We start from the raw sequence: 26,478 nt of genomic DNA on the forward strand, positions 1-26,478 counted from the left end.
CCGGGTGCGATCATGAGCCGCCGCCTGACCCGCACGGTGATCGGGACCGGCATCGCGCTGTCGCTGCTCGGCTGGGGCGCCGGTCGCGTAGGCGGGATCGCGTTCGACACGTTCCGCCCGAAGATGCAGGCCGCCCCCAAGGCTGCGCTGCCCGGCTTCTCCGTCCATCTTTCCATCGAGGTGCGGCCATGACCATGAATGCTTCGCGCATCGCCAAGGGACCGAGCGAACGCGCCAATCACCGCCTACTTGCCATATCCGGCGCCGTCGGCGGGATCGCCGGGTTGTCGACCGCGCTGATCGTTTTACAACAGCCGCGGGGTGCAGCCCGCCCAGACCTGTGGTCCTCCCCACTGCCGCTCTGGTTCGCCGTGCTGATGGCGCTGATCTGGGGCGTGATCGTCCCCATCATCTCATGGCGCTGGCATCGGGTGGTCGACGAGCACGAACGCCAGGCTTACCGCGACGGTGCGGTCGCCAGCTTCTATACGGTCGGCCTGGGCGTGCCCGTCTGGTGGTTCCTGTGGCGCGGCGGCGTGTTGCCCCCGGTGCAGATCGAATGGGTGTACGGCGCGATGCTCGCGGTCGCCGGCCTGGTCTGGCTGTGGCGCAAGTACATTTGATCCCCTTCCCTTTCCGAAAGCCCGATCCCATGAAGACGATCATGAAGACCGCCCTCACCTCGCTCGCCCTCATGCTGGCGCTCCCCGCCTGCGCGCAGAGCAAGCCCGCCCAGGCCCCCAATGACGCGGACCCCGCCTTGTGGGTGGTCAAGGATGCCGACACCACCATCTATCTGTTCGGCACCATCCATGTGCTGAAGCCCGGCCTGACCTGGTTCGACGAGGCGGTGAAGACCGCGTTCGACAAATCCGACCAACTGGTCCTGGAGATGGTCGAACCCGACAAGGCGACGATGCAGCAGATCGTGCTGAAGAACGGCTTTTCGCCCACCGGCCCCACGCTGACCGAACAGCTGCCCACCGACAAGCGCGGCGCCTATCTGAAGGCGATCGCCGATCTGGGCGCGCCGCCCCAGGCGTTCGACCGGATGAAGCCATGGCTCGCCGCCGTCACCCTGTCGATCGCGCCGCTCCAGAAACAGGGTTACGATCCCGCCAACGGGCCGGAAAAGGTGCTGACCGAAGCCGCCAGGTCGGAGGGCAAGCCGGTCGAGGGGCTGGAAACCGCCGAGCAGCAGATCGGCTATTTCAACGGCCTGTCGCCCAAGGCGCAAATCGAGTTCCTGACCTCGACCGTGGACGAAATGCCCAAGGCGGGCGAGGAAATGGCGAAGATGGTCGACGAATGGGCGCATGGCGACCCCGACGCGCTGGCCCGCGACATGAACGAGAGCCTGAAGGACTCGCCCGAGGTCGCCAAGACGCTGCTGACCGACCGCAACGGTCGCTGGGCGAGCTGGATCAAGCAGCGGCTGGCCAAGCCCGGCACGATCTTCATGGCGGTCGGCGCGGGCCATCTGGCCGGGGACGACAGCGTCCAGGCACAGCTCGCCAAGCAAGGGATCAAGGCGCAGCGCATCGCCTATTGAGGCGCGGCGGCCGACACCTTGCCTTTTGCCGCCTTTGCGGCTATGCGCCGCCGCTTCCGGTCATGGTCATCCCTGGAGGCGTGATCGGGAAGCTATATCCCTTTTGTTTCGGAGTTACTGGAATGAGCGACACCCTTACGCTCGCCGCCGAGACGCGCGATCAGGTTGGCAAGGGAGCCTCCCGTTCGCTGCGTCGTGAAGGCCGCGTCCCCGCCGTGATCTATGGCCAGAACAAGGCCGCCGCGTCGATCCATCTCGAAGAGAAGGCGCTCGTCAAGGCGCTGATGACCGGCCACTTCTTCACCTCGGTCATCATGGTGGACGGCCAGCGCACGCTGGCGAAGGACGTCGCGTTCCACCCCGTCACCGACCGCCCGCTGCACGTCGACTTCCTGCGCATCGGCGAGCATGAGACCGTCACGGTCGCCGTTCCGGTCGTCTTCACCGACGAAGACGAGAGCGGCGTGAAGCAGGGCGGCGTGCTGAACATCACTCGCCACGAGATCGAGCTGGTCGTCGACGCCGCCAACATCCCGACCGAGATCAGCATCTCGCTGAAGGGTCTGGCCGTGGGCGACTCGATCCACATCTCGGACGTGAAGCTGCCCAAGGGCGCCGAGCCCGCCATCGACGACCGCGACTTCGCGATCGCCACCATCGTTCCGCCGACGGTTCCGACCGCTGCGGACGAAGCGGCCGATGCGTCGGAAGGTTCGGAAGAGGCCTGATCCGGCCTCGCTTTCTCTCACGAGCGAGCGAACGAAATCAGGGCAGGTGGCGGCGACGCCCCTGCCCTTTTTCGCGCCCTATTCCTCCCCAGGCTCTGCTTGGGGAGGAATGGGAAAGGGCCGCCGAACCGGGTGGTCCGACGGCCCCGCTCATCCCCGCTCGGGGAATCGTAGGAACGGAGGGGGTGTTCCGGCTTAGCCCTGGCCCTGGCTCAGAAAGCCGGTCAGCTCGGTCTTCGACACCTTCTTGCTCTTGTCGGTGTCGGCCTGGGCAAAGGCGGTGCCCACCCATTTCTTGGTCGCGGGCGACTCGGCCTTGGTCGACGGGTCGGTCTGCGCCTTCAGCGCGACCATCCATTGGGTGAACTCGGCCTTGTTCAGCTGGCCGTCACCGTCCTTGTCATAGGTCGGGAACTGGGTGTCGACGACCTGCGCGATCTGGCTGCCGGTCGCCTGGACCTGCCCCTCAGCGGGGGCCGCCTGGGCAGGCGCGGCGGGTTCCGCCGACGGCGTGGCGGCCTGCATCGGATCAGCCGTGGTTGTCGTCGCCGATTGCGGCGCCGCCGGCGTGGTCTGGGCGGGGGCGGGCGCGACCTGCGCAAGCACCGGGGCAGACGCCATCATGGCACCGGCAAGAAAAGCATATTTCATCATCTCGTCTCTCCCTTACTCTGGTCGATCGATGACTATGAAGACCGGAAACGCATCTTCGCCTTTAGTGATACGATCCCGTTCCGCATTTGACCATATGGGGTTTGCATCTTCGGATTTGAAGGCTCGGCTCGTCCCTGCTAACGGCACGGCACACCGTGATTCCGAGAGGGAGTGCACGGTAAGCCGTGCCGTTTCCACGACCTGAAGGTGCCCCGATGATTCCGCGCTATTCCCGTGCTCCCATGACCCGGATCTGGGATCCCCAGACCCGTTTCCGCATCTGGTTCGAGATCGAGGCGCACGCCACCGACGCGCTCGCTGAACTGGGCGTCGTCCCGAAGGAAGCCGCCGCGCGCATTTGGGAAGCCGACAAGGCGGCGGGCGATTTCGACATCGACCGCATCGATTCGATCGAGGCGGAGACCAAGCACGACGTCATCGCCTTCCTGACCCATGTCGCCGAGCGGACCGGGCCGGAGGCGCGCTTCCTGCACCAGGGCATGACTTCGTCCGACGTGCTCGACACCTGCCTGGCGGTGCAGCTGGCGCGCGCCTCGGACATCCTGATCGAGGATCTCGACGCGCTGCTCGCCGTCATCAAGCGCCGTGCTTACGAGCATAAGCTGACCCCGACCATCGGCCGCAGCCATGGCATCCATGCCGAGCCGGTCACCTTCGGCCTGAAGCTGGCGCAAGCCTATGCCGAGTTCGACCGCAACCGCGCCCGCCTGGTCGCGGCGCGCGCCGACATCGCCACCTGCGCGATCTCGGGCGCGGTCGGCACTTTCGCGAACATCGACCCGCGCGTCGAAGCCCATGTCGCCGAGAAGATGGGCCTGACCGTCGAGCCCGTCTCGACCCAGGTCATCCCGCGCGACCGCCATGCGATGTTCTTCGCGACGCTGGGCGTCATCGCCAGCTCGATCGAGCGGCTGGCGACCGAGGTCCGCCACCTGCAGCGCACCGAAGTGCTGGAGGCCGAGGAATATTTCTCGCCCGGCCAGAAGGGCTCGTCGGCTATGCCGCACAAGCGCAACCCGGTGCTGACCGAGAACCTGACCGGCCTGGCCCGCATGGTGCGCGGCTATGTCACCCCGGCGCTGGAGAATGTCGCTTTGTGGCATGAGCGCGACATCAGCCATAGCTCGGTCGAGCGCTATATCGGCCCCGACGCGACCATCACCCTCGACTTCGCGCTCGCCCGCCTCACCGGCGTCATCGACAAGCTGGTCGTCTATCCGGCGCGGATGGAGAAGAACCTCAACAAGATGGGTGGCCTGGTCCATTCGCAGCGCGTCCTGCTGGCGCTGACCCAGGCGGGCGTAAGCCGCGAGGACAGCTATCGCCTCGTCCAGCGCAACGCGATGAAGGTGTGGGAGTCCGATGGCGAACTGTCGCTGATGGAACTGCTCAAGGCCGATGCGGACGTGACGGCGGCGCTGTCGCCCGAGGAGATCGAGGCGCGGTTCGACCTCGATTACCATTACAAGAATGTCGACACGATCTTCGCGCGGGTGTTCGGCGCGTAATCGGTTGGGGGGAGTCCCATTGGCGGCTTGTCCCGCCGAGACGGACTCCCCTCCCCCTACCCCTCCCGCCTGCGGGAGGGGAGTTGCCTGGGGAAGCGCTTACCCTTTTCCCTCTCCCCTCCCGCAGGCGGGAGGGGCTGGGGGAGGGAGCCCGGCCGATCAAATGCGATCGGCCCATGAGTCGTCACATGACGGTCAACCGGCCGTGAGCCCCCTCACCCCACCCACTGCGCCAGCCAGTCCGCCACCGCCTGCGGCGTCATCGCCCGCGCATCGGCCAGCGCGGTTTCTCGCCCGGCATTGACCAGCTTGTTGGTCTTCGGATCGACGATCAGCACCGCGGGCACGCCCGCCAGCCGCCCGGTGATGCCGTAAGAGGCCGGGACATCCATATTCTGGTCGAACCGACCCACATCGACCGTCACCACCTCGAAATGCCGGGCGACGAAGGGCCGCATCTTCGGCGACTCCATCACCCCCGCCAGCAACCGGCAATCGAGGCACCAGTTGCCGCCCAGATCGATCAGCAACCGCTTGTGCGCCTTGACCGCCCGCGCGCGCGCCGCCGCGATGGCCGCTTTGGCGTCGCCCGCATGATAGGGCAGCGGCAGGGGCTTGGGCAGCGCCTCGAAACTGGCGATCCCGACGCGCGGCGCGGCGACCGGCGCAGCGGCGGGGAGCAGCGCGCACGCAGCAAGAAGGGGCAAAGCGGCTTTCCACGGCGACATGACAATCTCCATCCTGATGGCCGCCATTGGAGCGCGACCGTCGCTGCAATGCAATATGGCTTTGCTTGGGGGCTGGACGCCGCGCCTATGCCCCACTGGCCGGGATCAGGGTCGGCACGTTCCGCGCGGCGAGCAGCCAGCGGTAAAAGGCATCGATCAGATACACACGAAGCGTGGTCGGCTCGACGCTCAGCTTCTTCACCCCCTCCAGACACTCGGGCGCATTGACGAGCATCGCCTGTTCCAGCCCCCGGACCAGATCGCTGCCCTGCGGTGCGTGGAATAGCCGGGTCGCGAGGACCGGCTGGGTCTGAACCAGGCAGGCGGCCACCACGAACCCTGATTTCTCCGGATTCTGCCGATAGCGGTTATGGTCGGTTTCCACCTTGCGGAAGCGCGTGCGTACCACCGGGTCGAAGGTCTGCGCGGCATCGAGCGACGCATCCGGCGCGAAGGCGCGCAACGTCCGCTCGAGGAGAATGCCGCGATGGAGGATATCCGTCCCGCCAGCGCGGGGTTCCACGGCGGGCTTGATCCCAGTGGCGGGTAACATCCCCAGTTGGTGACGATGACCATGCCCTGCGCATATTCGGTGCTGGCCAGCGACGGGGGTCCTTCGACCGCCTTGCGCAACCAGTCGCGGCTGGCCTTGTCGAAGGCACAGGCCAGGAACTGGTCCGCGCGCTCATAGGCGATGTTGACCTGCGTATTGTCGACCGGGGCCCAGCGGACATTGACGGGCAAGGCGTCGCGCGGAAGGCTGAGCGCCTGGACGATGATCTCGTCGGACGATCCCGCATCCGGCAGAAGTATCTTTTCGACTTTCCGGGATGGAACAGCTTGCGCCGCGACAGGCGCGAACACCATCGCACCGAGGGCGATCAAGCATCCAAGCAGGTGACGCATCGCAGGACTTCCCTGTCAAAGTCGCGCGACAATCATGACTCCCGCCCTGCTCGGGAGTCAACAGGGCCGGGATGGACGATCATCCCGGCCCTGCATCGTTCGATAGTGTCTATCGACGGAAAACCTTGCTTATTCGCCCGCGAAGACGCTCTTCAACTTGGCAAAAAAGCCCTGGCTTTCAGGGCATTCGTCCCCGGTCTCGGTTTCGCGGAACAGTTCGAGCAATTCGCGCTGGCGGGTCGACAGCCGGGTCGGCGTCTCGACTTCGATCTGGATGACCAGATCGCCGGTGCCGCGCCCTTGCAGGACGGGCATGCCCGCCCCGCGCTGGCGGAGTTGCTTGCCCGACTGGATGCCCGCCGGGATCTTGATCTCGTGCATCCGCCCGTCGAGGCCGGGGATGGACAGCGCCCCGCCGAGTGCCGCCGTGGTGAAGCTGATCGGCGCACGCGCGAACAGGGTCGTGCCCTCCCGCTCGAAGAGCGCGTGCCGCTTGACGTGGAGGAAGATATAGAGGTCGCCCGCAGGCGCACCGCGCGCGCCCGCCTCGCCTTCGCCGGTCAGGCGGATGCGGGTGCCTTCGTCGACGCCCGCCGGGATGTTGACGGCCAGCGTCTTGGTCTTTTCGATCCGGCCGTCACCGCGGCAATCGGGGCACGGATCGGCGATGATCTGGCCCGCGCCCTGGCAGACCGGGCAGGTCCGCTCGACCACGAAGAAGCCCTGCTGCGCGCGGACCTTGCCATGGCCGCCGCAATGCTGACAGGTCTTGGCGCTAGTGCCGGGCTTGGCGCCGGTGCCGTCGCAGGTGTCGCATGCGGCCGAGACATCGATGGTGATCTCGGTCGACTTGCCATGGAACGCCTCTTCCAGCGAGATTTCCATGTCGTAGCGCAGGTCCGCGCCGCGCCGGGGCTGTTGCCGCCCGCCGCCGCGTCCGCCGCCCATGAATTCGCCGAAGACGCTTTCGAAAATATCGGAGAAAGCGCCGAAATCCTGCCCGCCATGGCCGCCGCCACCGCCGCCCATGCCCTGCTGGAACGCGGCATGGCCATAGCGGTCATAGGCCGCCCGCTTCTGGGGGTCCTTCAGGCAGTCATAGGCTTCGCTGATCGCCTTGAACTTGGCCTCGGAGTCCTTGCAGCCCGCATTGCGGTCCGGATGGTACTGCATCGCCAGCTTGCGGTAACGCGACTTGATCGTCGCATCGTCCGCCGTGCGCTCGCATTCGAGCAGTTCATAATAGTCGATCGTCGTGCTCATGCCCGGTCTCGCCCCGTCCGCCTGTGCGTGGCCCGCCGACCGACCGTGCCGTCAGGCCGGACGGAGCGGACGCCCAAGCGCTTCGCCACTTCATGCCCCGAAAGGCGGTATTCTCAACAGCAACCGAAGGCCCGGCCCACCACAGGGTGGACCGGGCCGCCAGCCTTACTTGGTTTCGTCGACTTCCGAGAATTCGGCGTCGACCACATCGTCCTGCTTGGCCGCACCGGAATCGGCGGAGGGCGAAGCCTCGGCCTGCTGCTGCTTCTCGTAGATCGCCTGGCCCAGCTTCATCGCGACCTGAGCGAGGGCCTGCGCCTTCTCGTTCATGGTGTCGGGGTTGCCACCCTCGACCGCCGTCTTGGTCTCGGCGATGGCCGCCTCGATTTCCGACTTCAGCGACGCGTCGACCTTGTCGCCATTGTCGGCCAGCTGACGCTCGGTGGTGTGGATCAGCGACTCGGCGTTGTTCTTGGCCTCGGCCTCGGCACGACGCTTCTTGTCCTCTTCCGCGAACTTCTCCGCGTCACGGACCATCTGGTCGATGTCACTGTCCGACAGACCGCCCGAGGCCTGGATGCGGATCTGCTGCTCCTTGCCGGTGCCCTTGTCCTTGGCCGAGACGTTGACGATGCCGTTGGCGTCGATGTCGAACGTGACCTCGATCTGCGGCACGCCGCGCGGTGCGGGCGGGATGCCGACCAGGTCGAACTGACCCAAGAGCTTGTTGTCCTGCGCCATCTCGCGCTCGCCCTGGAAGACCCGGATCGTCACCGCATTCTGGTTGTCGTCGGCGGTCGAATAGACCTGGCTCTTCTTGGTCGGGATCGTCGTGTTGCGGTCGATCATCTTGGTCATGATGCCGCCCAGCGTCTCGATACCCAGCGACAGCGGGGTCACGTCGAGCAGCAGCACGTCCTTGACGTCGCCCTGCAGCACGCCCGCCTGGATCGCCGCACCCATGGCGACGACTTCGTCGGGGTTCACGCCGGTGTGCGGGTCCTTGCCGAAGAAGTTCTTCACGACCTCACGGACGCGCGGCATGCGGGTCATGCCGCCCACCAGCACCACGTCGGCGATCTCGTCGGCCTTCATGCCCGCATCGGCCAGCGCCTTCTTGCAGGGCTCCAGCGTACGCTGGATCAGGTCCTCGACCAGACGCTCGAGGTCGGCGCGGGTGATCGACTTGACCAAGTGCTTCGGGCCGTTCTGGTCGGCGGTGATGAAGGGCAGGTTGACCTCGGTCGACTGGGCCGAGGACAGCTCGATCTTCGCCTTTTCGGCCGCTTCCTTCAGACGCTGGAGCGCCAGCTTGTCCTTGGTGAGGTCGATGCCCTCTTCCTTCTGGAAGCCCGACGCCAGGAAGTCGACGATCTTGTTGTCGAAGTCCTCGCCGCCCAGGAAGGTGTCGCCGTTGGTCGCCTTCACCTCGAACACGCCGTCGCCGATCTCGAGGATCGAGATGTCGAACGTGCCGCCGCCAAGGTCATAGACCGCGATCGTCTTGCCGTCCTGCTTCTCCAGGCCATAGGCCAGAGCAGCAGCCGTCGGCTCGTTGATGATGCGCAGCACTTCGAGGCCCGCAATCTGGCCGGCGTCCTTGGTCGCCTGGCGCTGCGCGTCGTTGAAGTAAGCGGGAACCGTGATGACCGCCTGGGTGACCGTTTCGCCGAGATAGGATTCGGCGGTTTCCTTCATCTTCTGGAGCGTGAAGGCCGAGATCTGCGACGGGCTGTAATCCTTGCCGCCCGCATTGACCCACGCGTCGCCGTTCGGACCGCGCGCGATGGCGTAGGGAACCAGCTCGGTGTCCTTGCGGGTGACGGGATCGTCATAGCGGCGGCCGATCAGGCGCTTCACCGCGAAGATGGTGTTGTCGGGGTTGGTCACCGCCTGGCGCTTGGCGGGCTGGCCGATCAGGCGCTCGCCATCCTTGGCGAAGGCGACGATCGACGGCGTGGTGCGCGCGCCTTCCGCATTCTCGATGACCTTGGGCTTGCCGCCCTCCATGACAGCGACACAGCTGTTGGTGGTGCCGAGGTCGATGCCGATCACTTTTGCCATAAGTCTCTAAATGCCCCTCAAGAACATAGTCTGGAAGTCCAATGCCGGGGTTCGCCGGTCCCGAAAGCGGCAACCCGAAAACCCCGTTCACGAGGCGGATATAGGTGGGCGATCCGTTGCCGCAAGATTGGATGGAACCTAGTGTGGTCTCGGGATTTGCCGAAACGAGAGGGTTCATCATGCGTCGCGCCGTTTTTCTGGGCCTTTGTGCGCTTGCCGGGGCGACGCTGACGGGATGCGCACAAAAGCCGGAACTCTACGCCGAGGAAGGCTGGGTCCGTCTGGCCGCCGTGCCCGGCCGCCCCGCCGCCGCCTATTTCATCGTCCATGGCGGCCCCAAGGCCGTCGACCTGATCTCGGTCAGCAGCGACGTCGCGATCACCAGCGAGATGCATGAGGGCGGGATGGCGATGAAGAAGGTCGACCGCGTCCCCATCCCCGCCGGAGGAACCGTCGCCTTCGCCCCCGGCGGACGGCATGTCATGCTGTACGACATGAACCCCGGCGTGAAGCCCGGACGCATCCTGTCGCTGCTCCTGTCCTTTTCGGACGGCACCCGGTTGCGCCAGGGGGCGCGGGTGATCGGGGCGGGCGATCCGGCGCCGGAATAAGCCAGGGCCGATCGACATTCAGCCATGCCTTTCCTTCCCTCGCCCCTCGCAGAGGGGAGAGGGTTGCGCAGACTTGGTCTTTGCGAAAGCAAAGGCTTAGTCGGAGCTGGGTGAGGGGTGGGCGCTCGCGAAGCGAGCGCGCGAGCCTTTGGGCTCGCTCAACCCCTCACCCAAGCTGCGCTAGCCAGCAGGCTGGCAAGCTTCGCTAACCCTCTCCCCTGTCCAGGGGAGAGGGGAAGAAGAAGAAGAAGCAATCGTGAATGTCGATCGGCTCTGGGGACGATCCGCCTCCCCCCGATGACCGAAAAATGACGGCAGAATAATTTATTTTTCAAGCATCGACCTAAATCGGTAATGAATCGGTCCTTCATGTGTCAAACAAGCGCCATACAGCGCGCCCCGCTGGCTCGAACGAGCCAGAAATGGGGGAATTTTGACCATGTCCGATACGAACGACACCCGGTTCAGCCTGCGGCGGATCGCCGACCGGCGGACGCTGCTGCGCGGCGCTGCGGGTCTGTCGATGCTGCCGCTGACGGGGGCGCTGGCGGGGTGCGACGACGATGCGCTGCTGAACGCCAAGCCGACGACCACCGCCGGAACGGCCGCCGCCACGCCGGTCGGTACCACCAGCTTCTCGATCGCGGTGCTGCCCGACACGCAATTCTATTCGCGCTATGCGACCACTGACGAGAACCGCCAGTTCCAGCGCAAATATGGCTCCGAGCCCTTCGCCGCGCAGACCCAGTGGATCGTCGACAACGCCCAGGCCTATTCGATCCCCTTCGTCATCCATCTGGGCGACGTGGTGGACCAGGTGCGCAAGCCCGCGCAGTGGGCGGTGGCCGATGCCGCGATGAAGCGGCTGGAGACGGCGCGCATTCCCTATTCGATCCTGGCGGGCAATCACGACGTCCTCTACGATGTCGATTACCACGTCCCGTCCGACCAGCAGAACGGCACCGACAGCCAACGCACCCTGTCGGCCGAGCCCTATCTCAACTGGTTCCCGACCTCGCGCGCGCAGGCGCAGACGACCTTCCGCGAGCGCGACCGCACCGGCTTCCACGAATATCACATCTTCGAGATGTACGGCGTGACGTTCATGGTGCTGTCGCTGTCCTGGCGCATCTCGGACGCCGGGATCCTGTGGGCGCGCGACGTGATCCGCCGCAACCCGACCCTGCCCGTGATCCTGGCCAACCACCAGCTGCTCAACATCGACAAGGACGGCAAGAGCCCGCTGGAGACCGATTACGGCCTGATGCTGTGGAACAACCTGATCCGCGACAACGACCAGATTTTCATGACGCTGAACGGCCATCACCACGGCGCCGCGCTGCTCACCAAGACCAACGACTTCGGCAATCCGGTCCATGAGATGGTCGTCGATTACCAGATGGCCTATCAGGGCGGCAACGCGATGATGCGGCTGTACGAGATCGACTTCTCGGCCAACAAGATCGACGTGATGAGCTTCTCGCCCTGGGTGGTCCAGAAGCCCAAGGCGACGCTCAACCAGTTCGACCGCGCGGTGCTGGAGGATGCGAACAACCGCTTCACCATCAGCATGGACTTCAAGAAGCGCTTCGCCCGTTTCCTGCCGGGCTTTGCCTATACCGAGATGACGGCGGGCGTGCCGATCCTGCCGCGCGTCCGCTCGGCGCTGCTGAACGGCTATACCGAGCCCGCCGCGCCCGCCGAGGTGCTGCCGCGCGACGCCGACGACTATCCCAAGATCGCCGAGACCGCCGCGCACTGGCGCGTCGCAAGCGGCATCGTCGACGGCAAGGTCGTCCAGGTCGGCGAGACGCTGCCCGACGTGACCGGCCGCAACCCCATGGCGCGCGTGCCGCTGTCGGGTCCGGCGATGGTCGAGGATGTGGTCTGGTCGACCGACCGCCACCGCCTGTCTTCGGCACCGGGCAGCGTCCGCTTCCGCAACACCGACAAGGTGACCGCGCGCAGCAGCGCCTTCGCCACCGCCACCACCGCGCCGATCAACGCGGCGACCTTCGGCGCGGGCTATACGGTCGAGGCGTTCATCAAGATCGACGCCAACTGGACCGTGACCAACCACCGCTGGGGCAATATCCTGACCCGCAACGGCAATCGCGGCAATCTGCCGGGCTTTGCCGGGGGCGACCGGCAATCGCCGCCGGTGCTGTTCGCCATCTCGTCGCTGCGCGAAATCCAGTGGGAGGTCGTGCCGTCGTCCAACACCAGCTATCCCCAAGCCAACTGGTCGGGCGAGGTGATGGTCGACACCTGGTATCACATCGCGATCGTCAACGATCCGGTGGCGAACGAGACGATCCTCTATGTCGACGGCGCGCCCGTCCTGCGCAACAGCGCGGGCCAGGTCGGCATCGCGACGCTGGCCGCCGACATGCCCTGGGTGCTGGGTGCCGCCTGGTGGGACGGCGCGCGCAAGGACGGCTATTTCGGCCATATCGGCGAGGTCCGCGTCGTCGCCAAGCCGCTGTCCAACAGCCAGTGGCTGACCGCGCGGCGGAGCTGACGCATCGGGGGCGGGCCGTGATGGTGGCCCGCCCCTTTCCCGCCGCCCGCACGCCCCCCATCTGGTCCCCATGACCAAGCGCGCGCTCACCCCCAACGAGGAACGGCTGGCCCGGTCCGTCTTTGGCGATGCGATCGATTATGCGAAGGTGCGGCTGTCCCCGACCAAATGGGCCTTCTTCCAGCCGCGCGACACGGTGATGGCGCCCACCGGCTGCATCCATTTCCACCCCAAGGGCGATTTGTGGCGCGAGGATTTCGGCGGCTGCCCGCTCCATGAGCAGGGGCTGTTCATCCATGAGATGGTGCATATCTGGCAGCATCAGCAGGGCATCTTCCTGCCGCTGAAGCGCCATCCCTTTTGCCGATACGACTATGCGCTGAAGCCGGGACAGCCCTTTGGTCGCTATGGCATCGAGCAGCAGGCGGAGATCGTCCGCCATGCCTTTCTGCTGAAGCGCGGCGCGGTGGTGGCGGGGGCGCCGCCATTGGCGCAGTATCAGACCTTGGTGCCGTTTCGGGGCGATTAGCGGGCGTTTACCCCTGGGCGGAGGCCCTCCCCCATCCCCTCCCGCTTGCGGGAGGGGCGTGCTCGCGGTCACCGCGAGCGCTTCTTCGGGGGCAGGCGTCAACGTTGTCAGGCAACACGCCCCTCCCGCAAGCGGGAGGGGATGGGGGAGGGAAAGCCGCGCATCCCTCAACAAAAAAGGGCGGACCAACCGGCCCGCCCCTCGTCATTCCTCTAGAACCGATCAGTCCGGCTTCTTCGCCACCGCGACCAGCGCGGGGCGCAGCAGGCGGTCCTTGATCATATAGCCCGACTGCATCTCCTGCACGATCGTGCCCGGCTCCTGGTCGGAGGGCATTTCGATCATCGCCTGATGCCTGTTGGGGTCGAGCGGCTGGCCCATCGCCTCGATCTTGGTGATGCCGTGGCGGCCCAGCACGCTGTCCAGCTCGCGGCCGGTGGCGTCGAGGCCGGTCACGAGGCCCTTCCACTTGTCGTCGGTGCGCAGATCGGCCGGGATCGCCGCAAGCGCGCGTTGCAGGTTGTCGGCGACCGACAGGACGTCGCGCGCAAAGGCGGTCGCGGCATAGTTGCGCGCATCCGCCGCTTCCCTTTCGGCGCGACGGCGGACATTCTGATTCTCGGCCTGGGCATAGAGATATTGCTGCTTGGCCTCGGCCAGCTGGTTCTCCAGCTCGGCCAGACGGTCCTGCCCCGCCACTTCGGGCGCGGCCTCGGCCGTTTCCTCACGCAGGTCGTTCTGGGGTGCGTTGGTCGTGTTCTCGCTCATCATAATCCCTGTTCAGCCCATCATCCGGGCAAGCGTTGCCGCCGTGAAATCCACCATGGGCACGACGCGGGCATAGTTCAACCGCGTGGGGCCAATTACGCCGACCACGCCGACCACTTGGCCGTCCAGCCCGCGAAACGGTCGCGCGATCACCGACGATCCCGACAGCGCGAACAATTTGTTCTCCGCGCCGATGAAGATGCGGGTCGAATCCCCCGCGCGCGCCGAATCGAGCAGGCTGGCAATCTCCTGCTTGCCCTCCAGATCGTCGAGCAGGTCGCGCACGCGCTCCAGATCGGCGGCGGCGGCCGCATCGATCAGCCGCCCCTGCCCGCGCACGATCAGGATCGGGCGGCGATTGCCGTCCTCGCTCCAGACCGCCAGCCCCTGTTCGACCAGCGCGCGCGCCGCCCCGTCCAGCGCCGCGCGCCCCGCCGCCAGTTCGCGCTCCAGCCGCTCGCGCGCTTGGCCCAGCGTCAGCCCGGCCAGCGTGGCGGACAGGTAATTGCCCGCCTCGACCAGTGCCGAGGGCGTCATGCCCGGTGGTAGCTCCAATACCCGGTTCTCGACCGCGCCGTCCTCCGCGACCAGCACGGCCAGCGCCTGGGTCGGCGACAGCGGCACGAAGCCGATCGAGCGCAGCTTCATCTCGCGCTTGGGCACCATCACCAGCCCTGCACAGGCCGACAGCCCCGACAGGACCGCCGTCGTCGCCGCCAGCGCCTCCTCGACCGGGCCGGAGCGCGCGGCGCGTGCCTCGATCGCGGCGCGTTCCTCGATACTGGGCTCCATCGCGTGCATCATGCCGTCGACGAACAGCCGCAGCCCGACATCGGTCGGCATCCGCCCCGCGCTGGTATGCGGCGCGGCCAGCAGCCCGCGCTCCTCCAGTTCCTGGAGCACGTTGCGGATCGAGGCGGGCGACAGGTTGATCCCCGACAGCGCGATGGTCTTCGACCCCACCGGCTGGCCGCTGGTGAGATAGCTGTCGACCACCACGCGAAAGATATCGCGCGCCCGGTCGGTCAGCTCGGTGATCGGTGGCGTGACCATGCCGGAAATGTAGGCATTCCCCGCACGCCGCTCAACCGCGATCGGGAGACGCCCCTTCTTCTCCGCGCCCTCTGCGCCTCTGCGCGAAATTTTCTCACGCGGAGACGCGGAGACGCGGAGATTGTTCGGCTCCTCCTCCGCGTCTCCGCGCCTCCGCGTGAACCATTCTTCTTCTTTGCGCGCAGAGGCGCAGAGGGCGCGGAGAAGAAGGGGAGTGTCTTCCGATCGACACCTTGGTCTCTGGCGCAAGTCGCGGGGGCCGGTTAGGGCTGGGTCAAGGAACAAGGAGAAGACTATGCGCCCGTCCGGCCGGATGCCCGACCAGATGCGTCCCATCACCATCGAGCCGAATTTCACCCGCCACGCCGAAGGATCGGTGCTGATCGGGTTCGGCGATACCAAGGTGCTCGTCACCGCCAGCGTCGAGGAGCGCGTGCCCCCCTTCCTGCGCGGCAAGGGCGAGGGCTGGGTCACGGCCGAATATGGCATGCTGCCCCGCGCCACCCATACGCGCGGCAGCCGCGAGGCGGCCAAGGGCAAGCAGTCGGGCCGCACCCAGGAGATCCAGCGGCTGATCGGCCGCTCCCTGCGCGCCGTCTGCGACCTGAAGGCGCTGGGCGAGCGGCAGATCACCATCGACTGCGACGTGATCCAGGCCGATGGCGGCACCCGCACCGCCGCCATTTCGGGCGCGTGGGTCGCGCTGCGCATGGCGGTCAACAAGCTGATGGCCGAGGGCAAGCTGACCAGCGACCCGATCCGCAACAAGGTCGCCGCCGTGTCGTGCGGCATCCATAAAGGCACCCCGGTCCTCGACCTCGACTATATCGAGGATTCGAATGCCGATGCCGATGCGAATTTCGTGCTGATCGAGAACGGCCATATCGCCGAGGTCCAGGCGACCGCCGAGCACGCCACCTATGACGAAGAGGCGCTGCTGCGTCTGCTGCGTCTGGCGCGCATGGGCTGCACCGAGATCTTCGCGGCGCAGGACCGGGCGATCCGCGCATGAGCGGCGAAGGCAATGGCCGCCAGGCGATCCGCAAGCTCGAACCCGGCAAGCTGGTCCTCGCCAGCCACAACAAGGGCAAGATCGTCGAATTCCGCGAACTGCTCGCCCCCTACGGCGTCGAGGTGATCGCGGCCGCCGACCTCGACCTGCCCGAGCCCGAGGAGACCGGCACCACCTTCGTCGCCAATGCCGAGCTGAAGGCGCTGGCCGCCGCCGACCTGTCGGGGCTCCCGGCGCTGTCGGACGATAGCGGGCTGTGCGTCGAGGCGCTGGGCGGCGATCCGGGGCTGTTCTCGGCGCGCTGGGCAGGGCCGGAAAAGGACTTCGCCATGGCGATGCGCGCGGTCGAGGATCGGCTGAACGAGGAACCGGACATGGCGCGCTCGGCGCATTTCGTCTGCGCGCTGGCGGTCGGCTGGCCCGACGGCCATGTCGAATGGTTCGAGGGCCGCGTCGACGGCGCCATCGTCTGGCCGCCGCGCGGGGACAAGGGCCATGGCTATGACCCGATCTTCCAGCCGATCGGCTATAGCGAGACCTTCGCCGAGATGGACCAGGACGAAAAGAACCGCATCAGCCACCGCGCCGACGCGTTCGGCCAGCTGGTGAAGGCAGTGTTCTGACCTTCTATTCCTCCCCTGAAAGGGGAGGTGGCAGCCCGAAGGGCTGACGGAGGGGTGTCGCGCTATCGAGAGGGTGACACCCCTCCACCATGCTGCGCATGGTCCCCCTCCCCCCTGCAGGGGAGGAAATCTGTTACCCCTTGGCCAGCCGCTTCTGGTTCGCGGTCACCGCCTTGTGCACCGGCGCCATCGCCTGGACCGGCATCGACGCGCCGATCAGCATGGCGCGGGCCATCGACTCCCATGCATCGATGATCCCGCCGCGCGGATCGTGCCGCGACAGACGCGTCAGCGCCGCCTGATCGCGGTTCCAGACCTTTGCCGACTGGTCCAATGCCTTCACCTTCTCGCTGACCATCAGCGTCATCTCGGCGACCGAGGACGTGCCCGTCGCCATCGCCCCCATGCGGGTCGCGATCACGCTTTGCGCGCTCAGCACCGCCTCCCCGGCCATCACCGCGAAACGCGCGGGCGCACTCCAGAAGGCGATCCACGCCATCGGATCATAGGGATTCGCCATTGCGCCGTTCCTTTTGCCGCGTCCGTCGAGTCAGAATGCCCGTTCGCCAAAGACGTTGCCCGTCGGGCTATAGCGGCAAACGAGGAAGTCGTCGCGTGCGTTGCTCGCCATCGCGCATCCGACCGTCGTGGAACGCGCCCAGACGATCTGGGTATAATGCGCCACGTCGCCGAACTGCCCGGTCCGGCTCGATTGCGGCACGGGCAGATTCACGAAGTCGCGCTTCTCCGCGATCCAATGCCCCATCATCTCGTCATAGCGATAGGCGCCGCGCGTGCCGGTCCACAGATTCTCGCCCTGCCGGGTCGGCCCCTGCGGCTGTTCGGCATGCTGGAAGCGGCCGGTACGCGCCATGTCCTGCGCATAGGCCAGCGCGCTCGCCGCCAGCCGGTCGTCCCAGGCCAGGGGTGGCAACCCAATTTCGGCCCGCGCCGCGCGGTGCCCGGCCAGCATCGCCTGGCGCAACAATCCGGCCCCCCGCGGCGCGGGCGCATCGGAGGGGCGCGCCTCGACCACGCGCGCGGGCGGACGCTCCCCCGTCCCCGGCCGCGAGGACGGGACCATTTGGCCGCATCCCGCCAGCAACAGGGCGAAGACGGGAATCGATAAGAGATGGCGAAGCGCACGCATCGCCGCCATATCGGGCCGCATCATGTCCTCCGCAATATCGCCGACCCCCGCCCCGCTCGCGCTCTATGTCCATTGGCCCTTTTGCGTCTCCAAATGCCCCTATTGCGACTTCAACAGCCATGTCCGCGAGTCGGTGGACCAGGCGGCGTGGCAAAAGGCGCTGCTCGCCGATCTGGCGCATGAGGCCCAGGCGCTGCCCGATCGGCGGCTGACCTCGATCTTCTTCGGCGGCGGCACGCCCTCGCTGATGCCCCCCGCCACGGTCGCCGCGATCCTGGACGCCGCCGAGCGCCACTGGGGCTTTGCCGAGGGGATCGAGATCACGCTGGAGGCCAATCCCTCCTCGGTCGAAGCGGCGCGTTTCGCCGATCTGGCCGCCGCCGGGGTCAACCGCGCCTCGCTGGGCGTCCAGGCGCTCGATGACGAGGCGCTGCATTTCCTGGGCCGGGCGCACGGCGTGGACGAGGCGCTGCGCGCGCTCCAGACCGCGCAAGGGGTGTTCGGGCGGGTCAGCTTCGACCTGATCTATGCCCGCCCGGGCCAGCCCCTGCCCGACTGGGAGGCCGAGCTCAGCCGCGCGATCGGCTATGGCACCGAGCATCTGTCGCTCTATCAGCTGACGATCGAGCCGGGCACGCGCTTCCACACCGAGGCGGCGGCAGGGCGGCTGACCATCCCCGACGGCGACGCCGCCGCCGATCTGTTCGAGGCGACGCGCCAGCGCACCGCCGCCGCCGGGCTGCCCGCCTATGAGACGTCCAACCATGCGAGGCCGGGGGCGGAGAGCCGCCACAACCTGACCTATTGGCGTTACGGCGACTATGTCGGGATAGGCCCCGGCGCGCATGGCCGCCGCGAGGGCGTGGCGACGGTGCGCCGCAAGAAGCCCGAAAACTGGATGGCGGCGGTCGATCGCAACGGCCACGGCATCGAAACCGAGGAAACGCTCCATCCCGTCACTCGCGCGACCGAGGCGCTGGTCATGGGCCTGCGCCTGCGCGAAGGCGTCGACCTGACCCGCATCATCGCGCTGGCCGGGGGTCGGGAGATGGTCGATGCGAAAGCCGTAGCGACACTCTCTCGCCAAGGGCTGGTCCGGCATGCCGGCGGGCGCCTGATCGTGACGGGAGATGGCGCTCTGCTGCTCGATGCCATCCTGCGCGACATCGTACTCTGACGACTTTGGGCGTCACCATGCCGATTTCAGACCTGCTGACTTTGCGACGAATGGTACGCATTTGGTAATAAAAATCTGACCGTCGGGCTTGCTGTGGTAACAATGCAACAACTGAACCGAAAGTGAATGAAATTTCCGTTCAGGATTGGTTCAATTTGTCCATTTTTGTCAAATTCCGAAATTTAATGTGACAAACCAGCGATTTAATCGGTGATTTAGATCAATAATACAATATGTTATACTATATTGACCCTGGTTTTGCGCTCTGCCTAGATGCCGGACAGAGGCCTGAAGAACAGGTTCAGGCCTTGATCTGGTGTCCGACCCATAAACGGGCGGGCACGATGAAGGGGGATTTACATCGATGGGGATCGAAGCAATGCGGCGTCGCCGCAAAGGCATCCTATTGTCCGCAGCGGCCGGGATCGTCGCCGTTTCCAGCCTGACCGTCGTGGCGGCACCCGCCGCCGCACAGGGTTATGTCAACGTCATCGCAAGCGGCCAGGTCACCGACGCATCGGGCAAGCCGGTCGCGGGTGCCACCGTCAGCGTCACCTCGGATGCACAGGGTTTCACCCGCAGCGTCAAGACCGATCGCGACGGCAGCTATCAGATCCCGGAACTTCCGCCAGGCACCTACAGCTTCACGATCACCGCGCCGGGTTTCACGACCTATAACGAGGAAAAGGTGGCTCTGCGCGCCGGATCGTCGTCGAACCGCTTCGCGCTCGGCGGCGAGGTCGAGGGCAATGCGGGCGAGATCATGGTGTCGGGCAAGCGTATCCGCACCTCGGACTTCGACAGCACCACGACCGGCGCGGTCATCGACGTCGCCGACATCGCCACCCGCCTGCCGGTCGGTCGCGACCTGCAATCGGTCATCCTGCTGGCGCCGGGCGCCAATGCGGGCGCGGGTGCGTTTGGCGGCCTGCCGTCGATCAACGGCGCGGCGGTGTCCGAAAACGCCTTCTTCATCAATGGCCTGAACATCACCGACTTCCGCAAGAGCCTGGGCGCGGTGACGGTTCCGTTCGACTTCTACCAGACGGTGGAAACCAAGACCGGCGGCTATGCGGCCGAGTTCGGGCGTTCGACCGGCGGCTTCATCAACGCGACCACCAAGTCGGGTTCGAACGAATTCCATGGCGGCATCATCTTCACCGCCAGCCCCAACGAACTGATGAGCGCCACCAAGGACACCATCTATTCGGACAACAAGCATAGCCGCTATGATTCCACGTCGATGACGGCGGAACTGTCGGGCCCGTTGTGGAAGGATCACCTCTTCTTCTACGGCCTGTATCAGTCGCGCAATATCAGCTCGATCACTGCGGGACGTCAGTGGTTCCCGGCAACCAACACCTTCCTCGGCACCTCGCGTTACACCTACCGTACCACCTCTCCCTTCTTCGGCGGCAAGATCGACGCGGTCATCACCAACGGCCAACGCCTGGAATTCACCTATTTCGACACCTCGGGCGAGGGCACGACCCGCACCTATGGCAACACCAACTCGGTGGCCGATCGCTGGAACCCGGTGACCGGAGTCGACGGGCCATATCAGGGGCAGAGCTATGGCCGTTACGGCGGCAAGAACTATGTCGGCCGCTACACCGGCGTGATGAGCAAGTGGCTGACGGTATCGGCAGCCTATGGTCGTAACGAGAATGTCAGCTTTGGTCAGTCGATCAACCGCTTCGGCACCAATCTGCCGCCGGTCAGCGATTCGCGCACAGACTCGCCGATCAGCCTGACCAACCCCGGCGGCGCGATCCAGTCGGCCGAAGACGTCCGCAAATTCTACCGCACCGACGTCGATGTCTATTTCAAGGCGCTCGGCGCTCACCATGTCCGCTTCGGCTATGACCGCGAAGACTTGTCCTCAAAGGTCCAGACCCTCGGCAATGGCGGTGGCATCGGCTACACCATCTTCCGTGCCCGTGCGGGCGACCAATATGGCTTGCCGATCGGTACCGACTATGTCCGCCAGTGGACCTATGCGTCGGGTGGCGGCTTCGCCTCGCGCAACGACGCCTTTTATGCGCAGGACAGCTGGTCGCTGATGGACAACCGGCTGAACCTCAATCTCGGCTTGCGTCTCGATCGGTTCGAGAACAAGAATGGCGATGGGGCGACCTTCTACAAGTCGGGCAACCAATGGGGTCCGCGCCTCGGCGTGACCTTCGATCCGATCGGCAACCAGACCGACAAGATCTATGCCAGCTTCAGCCGTCTGTTCATCCCCGTGGCCGCCAACACCAATATCCGCCTGGCAGGTGGTGAAACATATTACACGCGTACCAACGTGTTCAACGGCCTGGATGGCAACAACATTCCGGTCCTGGGCGCACCGGTGCTCTATGCAGGTGCGGCAGCGTGTCCCGATACGGGCATCCGCAACTGCGACGTGACCGGCACCGGCCGCGCTCCCGACACGCGCAGCGTCGTGGCGCAAGGGCTGAAGCCGCAATCGGCCGACGAAATGATCATCGGCTATGAAAAGCGGGTCGATCGCTGGCGGTTCAACGCCTTTCTGACCGTCACCCAGCTCAACGAAGTGCTGGAAGACGCGGCGATCGACTTGGCCGTCAACAATTATTGCAAGGCGCAGAACATCTCGGGCTGCAGCAACACTTGGGACGGCTTCCACCAATATGTGCTGATCAATCCGGGTCGTGGTGGTCCGATCACCCTGTCGGATCCGATCAACGGCGAAACCACACCTCGGACCGTCAATTTTACCGCCGAACAACTGGGCTACCCCAAGGCGCAGCGCTTCCACCGCTCGATGACCTTCCGCGCCTGGCGTGAGTTCGACGGCGTGTGGAGCCTCGAAGGGTCCTATGTCTATGGCAAGACCTATGGCAACTATGAAGGCGGCGTGAAGAGCGACAACGGCCAGAGCGATACCGGCCTGACCCAGGACTTCGACCAGCCCGGCCTGACGCGCGGCATGTACGGCTATACGCCGAACGACCGTCGCCACGTCTTCAAGCTGTTCGGTAGCTATCAGCTGGGCTGGTTCAACTTCGGCTTCAGCTTCTCGGCCACCGCACCGCGCAAATATGGCTGTATCGGCCGCGTGCCGCTCGATGTAGATCCCTATGCGCGTGCCTATGGCGCGGCGGGTGCCTATTGCCAGGTCAAGCCGGACGGCTCGATCAACACCGATCCGAACACCGCCTACCCGGTCCAGCTGGTCCGGCGCGGCACGGCATTCGATGGCCGTTGGCTGTTCACCGACAATCTCGACATCTCGACGAAGCTGCCGATCGGTCGCTCCAACGCGACGATCCGTCTGACCGTCTTCAACTTCCTGAACCTGAAGACGCCGAGCAACTTCAACGAGTTCGGCACCAACAATGCTGGTACGGCGTCGATCTACTACCGGACGATCACCGGCTATCAGGCCGGTCGCAACGCCCGGTTCCAGTTCCAATACGCCTTCTGATTTACCCCCGAAGTCTGTCTGGGCCGTGTTGGCTCAGACAGGCTTCGACTTCGGGCCGGGACGAGCGATCGTCCCGGCCTTTTTTGTCAGGAAGACATCACTCCCCGAACCCGGTCGGGGCGGGGGATACGGTGATCGTGGTGCCGTCGCGGATTTCCTGCACCTCCAGCGCGCGTTCGGCCACGCCGTCGCGGCCGAAGCGGAAGGCGCCGTCGATCCCGGAAAAACCGTCCGACGCGCGCAGCCGGGTCTCGGGGAACGGCGCGTTCATCTTCCAGTCGCGGGCGATGCGCACGGTCAGCAGGACCGCGTCATAGCCCAGGCTCGACAGGCGATAGGGCGCGGTCCTGAACCGGGCGCGGTATTTGGTCGCATATTGCCGGTAGAGCGTGTTCGACACGCTGGCGAACCAGGCCCCGTTCAGAGGCGCGCGCGCGGCGATTCCCGATTCGGAGTTCCACAGCTCGGTCCCCAGCAGATGCGTGTTCGCGCCCGACCCGCGCTTCAGGACCGGGGCCGCCGCCGCCGCCGCCGCGCCGCCATCGGCGACCAGCACCGCGTCATAGGGCGCCTTGGCGTTCAGCCGCTGCGCCGCCGCCGCGATCCCGCCCGCGACCCGGCCATAGGGCTGGAGCGAGACGACCTGCCCCCCCGCCCCCTCGACCGCGCGGAGAAAGGCGGTCGAGGCGCGCTCGCCATACAGGCCGTTGGGGACGAGGCCCGCAAAGGTCGTGACGCCGCGCTCATGCGCGAAATCCACCACCCGGTCGATCGACTGGGCGGGCGTATAGCCCATCAGATAGGTGCCGCCGCCCGCGACCCCGGCATCGTTGGAAAAGCTGATGACCGGCACCCGCGCTGCCCGTGCGACGGGGGCGACCGCGCGGACATCCTCGGACAGCAGCGGCCCCAGGATCAGCTGCGCGCCCTCGGCGATCGCCTTCTGCGCCGCCGCCGCCGCGCCGTTCGCGGTGTCGTAATTGGTGATTCGGATCGTGTCCGCCTGCGCATCGAGCAGCGCCATCATCGTGGCGTTGGCGATCGACTGGCCCACGCCCGCATTGGCGCCCGACAGCGGCACCAGCAGCGCGACGCGGTGGCGCGCGGTGTCGCGCGGCAGGCCATGCTCGACCTCGGTCGACGGGCGCGGCGTCGTGGGCACGGGCCGGGTCTGGGGCTGTTCGACGGGCCCGCGCGGGACGATCGTCTGGCACGCTCCCAGGAACAGCGTCGTCGCCAGCGCCAGGCCGCGCCCGATCCGCCAGCCGTGAAATTGCGAGCCGCCCGAATCTGCGGCCCCCGGTTGTACGAACAGCCCTGCCTCTGTCATGACGATCCCCGTGACCCAATCCGAACACACTCTCGAACCCGGGCTGTACATCGTCGCGACCCCGATCGGCAATCTCGGCGATCTGTCGCCGCGCGCCGCCAACATATTGACAAACGCCGATGTCATCGCCGTCGAGGACAGCCGCGTGACCGCCGGTCTGCTCCGCCATATCGGGGTCAAGCGGCCCATGCAGCCCTATCACGACCACAATGCCGAGCATGTCCGCCCCGGCCTGATCGCGCGCATGGCGACCCAGGCGGTGGCGCTGGTGTCCGATGCCGGGACACCGTTGATCTCGGACCCGGGTTACAAGCTGGTGCGCGATGCGCGCGCGGCGGGGCATGCGGTGGTGACGATCCCCGGCCCCTGCGCCGCCATCGCCGCGCTGACCCTGGCAGGGTTGCCGACCGACCGGTTCCTGTTCGCGGGCTTCCTGCCGCCCAAGGAAAAGGCGCGCGCCGATGCGATCGCCGAGATCGCCGGGATCCGCGCGACCCTGGTCCTCTACGAATCGGGACCGCGCCTGTCCGCGACGCTGACCGCGCTGGCGGAAGGGCTGGGCGACCGCGAGGCGGCGGTGACGCGGGAGATCACCAAGAAGTTCGAGGAGGCGGTGACCGGCACCCTCTCCACCCTCGCCGCGCGCTATGCCGAGGGTGGACCGAAGGGCGAGATCGCGATCGTCGTCGCACCGCCGGGTGAAGCTCCGCCCGCCACCGAGCAGGATGCCGACGCCGCGCTGGCCGAGGCGCTGACCCGCCTGCCGGTCGGCCGCGCGGCGAGCGAGGTGGCCAAGGCGCTGGGGCTCGACCGCAAGGCGCTCTACGCCCGTGCCCTGGCGCTGAAGAGCGGGAATTCAAGCGATTAGGATGCGGCGTTAGGGAATTTCTAAGGGACGCAGGCGCATGGCGGGGCCAGGAGCCGCTCCCTCATGTACGCCTTCGATTTTCATCACGACATCAACCTGCTGGACATACGCTGGACAGGATTGTTCACGCCCGAGATCGCGGCGCGCTATGCCCATGAGCTGACGGACGCTTTCTGGCGCAGCGGCTTCGTGCCCGGCTATCTCCTGCGCGTCGATATGAGCGTCATCCGCGTCCAGCCGTCCGATTCCGTCATGGTCGTCCACAACAATATGCGCAATTTCCCGCGCGCCCGCCGCATCGGCATGGTGACCAACAGCGCGATCGCACGGCAGCAGATCCTGCGCCTGATGAAGCAACCCTATCTGCGCATCTTCGAAACGCCCGAATCCGCCCTGGAATGGCTCGTGTCGCCGGAGGAAAGCCTCGCCTGACCACCGGGTCATGGGTTAACAGGGCGCATGTCGCTCGTTCCGCCTCGCCCCCGCCGGGACCGCCGCGCCGCCGAAGAGTCGGGCCGACGCGGCGAGCGCCTGGCCGCATGGTGGCTGCGGCTGAAGGGCTGGACCATTCTCGACCGCCGGGTCCGCACGCCTGCGGGGGAGGTCGACCTGATCGCGCGGCGCGGATCGCTGGTCGCCTTTGTCGAGGTCAAGACGCGCAAGACTGCCGCAGAATTGGACTTCGCGATCGACGGACGGCGGCTGGCACGGGTCGCGGCGGCGGCGGAAATCCTGATGGCGACCTATGCGGGGCCGAGTGACGATATCCGCATCGACGTCATCCTGCTCGCGCCGGGTACGCGGCCGCGTCACATCGAAAATGCCTGGTGCGGGTGACGCGCGGGTGACAGGGGCGGGTGACAGGGGCGGGGCGAAGGATTACCTCCCCTGCCAAAGACCCGTCCGAAGGAAGGAACGCTCCCCATGTCCAAGCCGCTGACCGTCGCTGTCCAGATGGACCCGATGGACCAGATCAATATCGCCGGGGACTCGAGCTTCGCGCTGATGCTGTCGGCGCAGGCACGGGGACACAAGCTGTTCCACTATGATGCGGGCGACCTCAACTGGTCGGACGGGCATCTCTGGACCAAGGCGCATCCGGTCACCGTGCAGCGGGTCGCGGGCGATCATTATAGCTTCGGCGAACCAGTGAAACTCGACCTGGGCGACGAGGCCGATGTCGTGCTGATGCGCCAGGATCCGCCCTTCGACCTGGGCTATATCACCGCCACCCATTTGCTGGAGCGGGTCGCCGAGAAGACGCTGGTCGTCAACAATCCGCGCAGCGTGCGCAACGCACCGGAAAAGGTCTTCGTCCTCGACTATCCGCAATTCATGCCGCCGACGCTCGTCACCCGTTCGCTGGACGAGGCGCGCGCGTTCCTGGCCGAGCATGGCGAGATCGTCATCAAGCCGCTGCACGGCAATGGCGGCAAGGCGATCTTCAAGGTCGGGCGCGACGGCGCGAACCTGTCCGCGCTGATCGAGGTGTTCAACACCGCGTATCGCGAACCGCATATGGTCCAGGCCTTCCTCCCCGCCGTGGCGAAGGGCGACAAGCGGATCGTCCTGATCGACGGCGAGGTCGCGGGCGCGATAAACCGCTTGCCCGGCGAGGGCGAGATTCGCTCCAATCTGGCGGTCGGCGGCTCGGCGGAGAAGACCGAGCTGACGGCGCGCGAACGCGAGATTTGCGCGGTGCTGGGGCCGGAATTGAAGCGGCGCGGGCTGTTGTTCGTCGGGATCGACGTGATCGGCGGCGAGTGGCTGACCGAGATCAACGTCACCTCCCCCACCGGCATCGTCGCGATCGAGAAATTCGACGGCACCGATGTCGCCGCCATGATCTGGGACGCGATCGAGGCCAAGGTCGCGGCCAAGGGCTGAGGATCACGGCGCGCATGGCCGGCGATGCGCACGGAACCCATCGCCCCTCCCGCGCTTTTCCTGCCTTGAGCAAT

The 26,478-nt window shown here is 66.2% G+C and carries 26 protein-coding genes; 16 read left to right on the plus strand and 10 right to left on the minus strand.

What is annotated here, in order from left to right; translation table 11 throughout:
- Window positions 1-12 precede the first annotated feature (12 nt).
- The 4 genes from QE360_RS02400 (at window position 13) to QE360_RS02415 (ending at window position 2,280) form a co-directional block, all read left to right on the plus strand.
- Complete coding sequence (locus QE360_RS02400) at window positions 13-192, plus strand: hypothetical protein (RefSeq protein WP_309699030.1); 180 nt, start codon at window positions 13-15, stop codon at window positions 190-192.
- Window positions 189-623 carry a hypothetical protein gene (locus tag QE360_RS02405; RefSeq protein ID WP_309699032.1) on the plus strand — a complete coding sequence of 145 codons (435 nt, stop codon included), beginning with the start codon at window positions 189-191 and terminating at the stop codon, window positions 621-623. The genes QE360_RS02400 and QE360_RS02405 overlap by 4 nt, the downstream gene beginning before the upstream one ends.
- A gap of 41 nt (window positions 624-664) precedes the next feature.
- Window positions 665-1,552, plus strand: a complete 888-nt coding sequence (locus QE360_RS02410) for a TraB/GumN family protein (RefSeq protein WP_309699034.1) — start codon at window positions 665-667, stop codon at window positions 1,550-1,552.
- A gap of 122 nt (window positions 1,553-1,674) precedes the next feature.
- Window positions 1,675-2,280, plus strand: coding sequence for a 50S ribosomal protein L25/general stress protein Ctc (locus tag QE360_RS02415; protein WP_307103134.1), 606 nt, complete (start codon window positions 1,675-1,677; stop codon window positions 2,278-2,280).
- 195 nt (window positions 2,281-2,475) lie between these two features.
- Here QE360_RS02415 and QE360_RS02420 read toward each other — a convergent pair whose 3' ends face one another.
- Window positions 2,476-2,934 carry an EF-hand domain-containing protein gene (locus QE360_RS02420; RefSeq protein ID WP_307103132.1) on the minus strand — a complete coding sequence of 153 codons (459 nt, stop codon included), beginning with the start codon at window positions 2,932-2,934 and terminating at the stop codon, window positions 2,476-2,478.
- A gap of 215 nt (window positions 2,935-3,149) precedes the next feature.
- On the opposite strand from QE360_RS02420, the gene purB reads away from it, so the two are divergent.
- Complete coding sequence (purB, locus tag QE360_RS02425; protein WP_309699037.1) at window positions 3,150-4,463, plus strand: adenylosuccinate lyase; 1,314 nt, start codon at window positions 3,150-3,152, stop codon at window positions 4,461-4,463.
- A 215-nt stretch (window positions 4,464-4,678) separates the two neighbouring features.
- On the opposite strand, the gene QE360_RS02430 is transcribed toward purB, so the two are convergent.
- The 4 genes from QE360_RS02430 to dnaK all read right to left on the minus strand — a co-directional run bounded on the left by QE360_RS02430 (window position 4,679) and on the right by dnaK (window position 9,424).
- Complete coding sequence (locus QE360_RS02430) at window positions 4,679-5,191, minus strand: thioredoxin family protein (RefSeq protein WP_309699039.1); 513 nt, start codon at window positions 5,189-5,191, stop codon at window positions 4,679-4,681.
- Window positions 5,192-5,276: 85 nt separating this feature from the next.
- Window positions 5,277-5,714, minus strand: coding sequence for a hypothetical protein (locus QE360_RS02435; RefSeq protein WP_309699041.1), 438 nt, complete (start codon window positions 5,712-5,714; stop codon window positions 5,277-5,279).
- 512 nt (window positions 5,715-6,226) lie between these two features.
- On the minus strand, window positions 6,227-7,360 hold the full coding sequence (gene dnaJ, locus QE360_RS02440; protein ID WP_309699043.1) for a molecular chaperone DnaJ: 1,134 nt from the start codon (window positions 7,358-7,360) through the stop codon (window positions 6,227-6,229).
- 165 nt (window positions 7,361-7,525) lie between these two features.
- Window positions 7,526-9,424 carry a molecular chaperone DnaK gene (dnaK, locus tag QE360_RS02445; protein ID WP_309699045.1) on the minus strand — a complete coding sequence of 633 codons (1,899 nt, stop codon included), beginning with the start codon at window positions 9,422-9,424 and terminating at the stop codon, window positions 7,526-7,528.
- Between the two features lie 179 nt (window positions 9,425-9,603).
- Here dnaK and QE360_RS02450 point away from each other — a divergent pair, with 179 nt between their 5' ends.
- The 3 genes from QE360_RS02450 (at window position 9,604) to QE360_RS02460 (ending at window position 13,085) form a co-directional block, all read left to right on the plus strand.
- Window positions 9,604-10,035 (plus strand): copper chaperone PCu(A)C, encoded by a 432-nt coding sequence (locus tag QE360_RS02450; RefSeq protein WP_309699047.1) that lies wholly within the window; start codon window positions 9,604-9,606, stop codon window positions 10,033-10,035.
- Between the two features lie 439 nt (window positions 10,036-10,474).
- Entirely contained in the window at window positions 10,475-12,556 is a 2,082-nt protein-coding gene (locus QE360_RS02455) for a LamG-like jellyroll fold domain-containing protein (RefSeq protein WP_309699049.1), read from the plus strand.
- 70 nt (window positions 12,557-12,626) lie between these two features.
- Window positions 12,627-13,085 carry a vgr related protein gene (locus tag QE360_RS02460; RefSeq protein ID WP_309699051.1) on the plus strand — a complete coding sequence of 153 codons (459 nt, stop codon included), beginning with the start codon at window positions 12,627-12,629 and terminating at the stop codon, window positions 13,083-13,085.
- Window positions 13,086-13,307: 222 nt separating this feature from the next.
- Here the strand turns inward: QE360_RS02460 and grpE are convergent, their stop codons facing one another.
- A complete protein-coding gene (gene grpE, locus QE360_RS02465; protein WP_309704038.1) occupies window positions 13,308-13,853 on the minus strand; it encodes a nucleotide exchange factor GrpE in 546 nt (181 codons plus the stop codon).
- Between the two features lie 12 nt (window positions 13,854-13,865).
- A complete protein-coding gene (gene hrcA, locus QE360_RS02470) occupies window positions 13,866-14,906 on the minus strand; it encodes a heat-inducible transcriptional repressor HrcA (RefSeq protein ID WP_309699053.1) in 1,041 nt (346 codons plus the stop codon).
- Window positions 14,907-15,201: 295 nt separating this feature from the next.
- Here hrcA and rph point away from each other — a divergent pair, with 295 nt between their 5' ends.
- Together rph and rdgB are read left to right on the plus strand one after the other, a co-directional pair.
- The gene (gene rph / locus QE360_RS02475) at window positions 15,202-15,918 is read left to right on the plus strand and encodes a ribonuclease PH (RefSeq protein WP_261269213.1); all 717 of its coding nucleotides are present in this window, start codon (window positions 15,202-15,204) and stop codon (window positions 15,916-15,918) included.
- The gene (gene rdgB / locus QE360_RS02480; RefSeq protein WP_309699055.1) at window positions 15,915-16,541 is read left to right on the plus strand and encodes an RdgB/HAM1 family non-canonical purine NTP pyrophosphatase; all 627 of its coding nucleotides are present in this window, start codon (window positions 15,915-15,917) and stop codon (window positions 16,539-16,541) included. Before rph ends, rdgB begins: the two co-directional genes overlap by 4 nt.
- 133 nt (window positions 16,542-16,674) lie before the next feature.
- Here rdgB and QE360_RS02485 read toward each other — a convergent pair whose 3' ends face one another.
- Together QE360_RS02485 and QE360_RS02490 are read right to left on the minus strand one after the other, a co-directional pair.
- The gene (locus tag QE360_RS02485; protein WP_309699057.1) at window positions 16,675-17,061 is read right to left on the minus strand and encodes a hypothetical protein; all 387 of its coding nucleotides are present in this window, start codon (window positions 17,059-17,061) and stop codon (window positions 16,675-16,677) included.
- 30 nt (window positions 17,062-17,091) lie between these two features.
- Window positions 17,092-17,715, minus strand: coding sequence for a CAP domain-containing protein (locus QE360_RS02490; RefSeq protein ID WP_309699060.1), 624 nt, complete (start codon window positions 17,713-17,715; stop codon window positions 17,092-17,094).
- Between QE360_RS02490 and hemW the strand changes: the two genes are divergently transcribed.
- Complete coding sequence (gene hemW, locus QE360_RS02495) at window positions 17,714-18,868, plus strand: radical SAM family heme chaperone HemW (protein WP_309699061.1); 1,155 nt, start codon at window positions 17,714-17,716, stop codon at window positions 18,866-18,868. The genes QE360_RS02490 and hemW overlap by 2 nt on opposite strands.
- 364 nt (window positions 18,869-19,232) lie before the next feature.
- A complete protein-coding gene (locus QE360_RS02500; RefSeq protein ID WP_309699063.1) occupies window positions 19,233-22,319 on the plus strand; it encodes a carboxypeptidase regulatory-like domain-containing protein in 3,087 nt (1,028 codons plus the stop codon).
- A 97-nt stretch (window positions 22,320-22,416) separates the two neighbouring features.
- Here QE360_RS02500 and QE360_RS02505 read toward each other — a convergent pair whose 3' ends face one another.
- The gene (locus QE360_RS02505; protein ID WP_405052554.1) at window positions 22,417-23,649 is read right to left on the minus strand and encodes a penicillin-binding protein activator; all 1,233 of its coding nucleotides are present in this window, start codon (window positions 23,647-23,649) and stop codon (window positions 22,417-22,419) included.
- Between QE360_RS02505 and rsmI the strand changes: the two genes are divergently transcribed.
- The 4 genes from rsmI (at window position 23,648) to gshB (ending at window position 26,404) form a co-directional block, all read left to right on the plus strand.
- Entirely contained in the window at window positions 23,648-24,517 is an 870-nt protein-coding gene (rsmI, locus tag QE360_RS02510) for a 16S rRNA (cytidine(1402)-2'-O)-methyltransferase (protein ID WP_309699065.1), read from the plus strand. The two genes, QE360_RS02505 and rsmI, sit on opposite strands and share 2 nt — an antisense overlap.
- Before the next feature lie 63 nt (window positions 24,518-24,580).
- A complete protein-coding gene (locus QE360_RS02515) occupies window positions 24,581-24,949 on the plus strand; it encodes an STAS/SEC14 domain-containing protein (protein ID WP_309699067.1) in 369 nt (122 codons plus the stop codon).
- Between the two features lie 27 nt (window positions 24,950-24,976).
- Window positions 24,977-25,354 (plus strand): YraN family protein, encoded by a 378-nt coding sequence (locus tag QE360_RS02520; RefSeq protein WP_309699069.1) that lies wholly within the window; start codon window positions 24,977-24,979, stop codon window positions 25,352-25,354.
- A gap of 87 nt (window positions 25,355-25,441) precedes the next feature.
- The gene (gene gshB, locus QE360_RS02525) at window positions 25,442-26,404 is read left to right on the plus strand and encodes a glutathione synthase (protein ID WP_309692966.1); all 963 of its coding nucleotides are present in this window, start codon (window positions 25,442-25,444) and stop codon (window positions 26,402-26,404) included.
- Window positions 26,405-26,478: the final 74 nt, after the last annotated feature.

This window comes from Sphingomonas sp. SORGH_AS_0789 (assembly GCF_031453055.1).
Lineage (GTDB): Bacteria > Pseudomonadota > Alphaproteobacteria > Sphingomonadales > Sphingomonadaceae > Sphingomonas.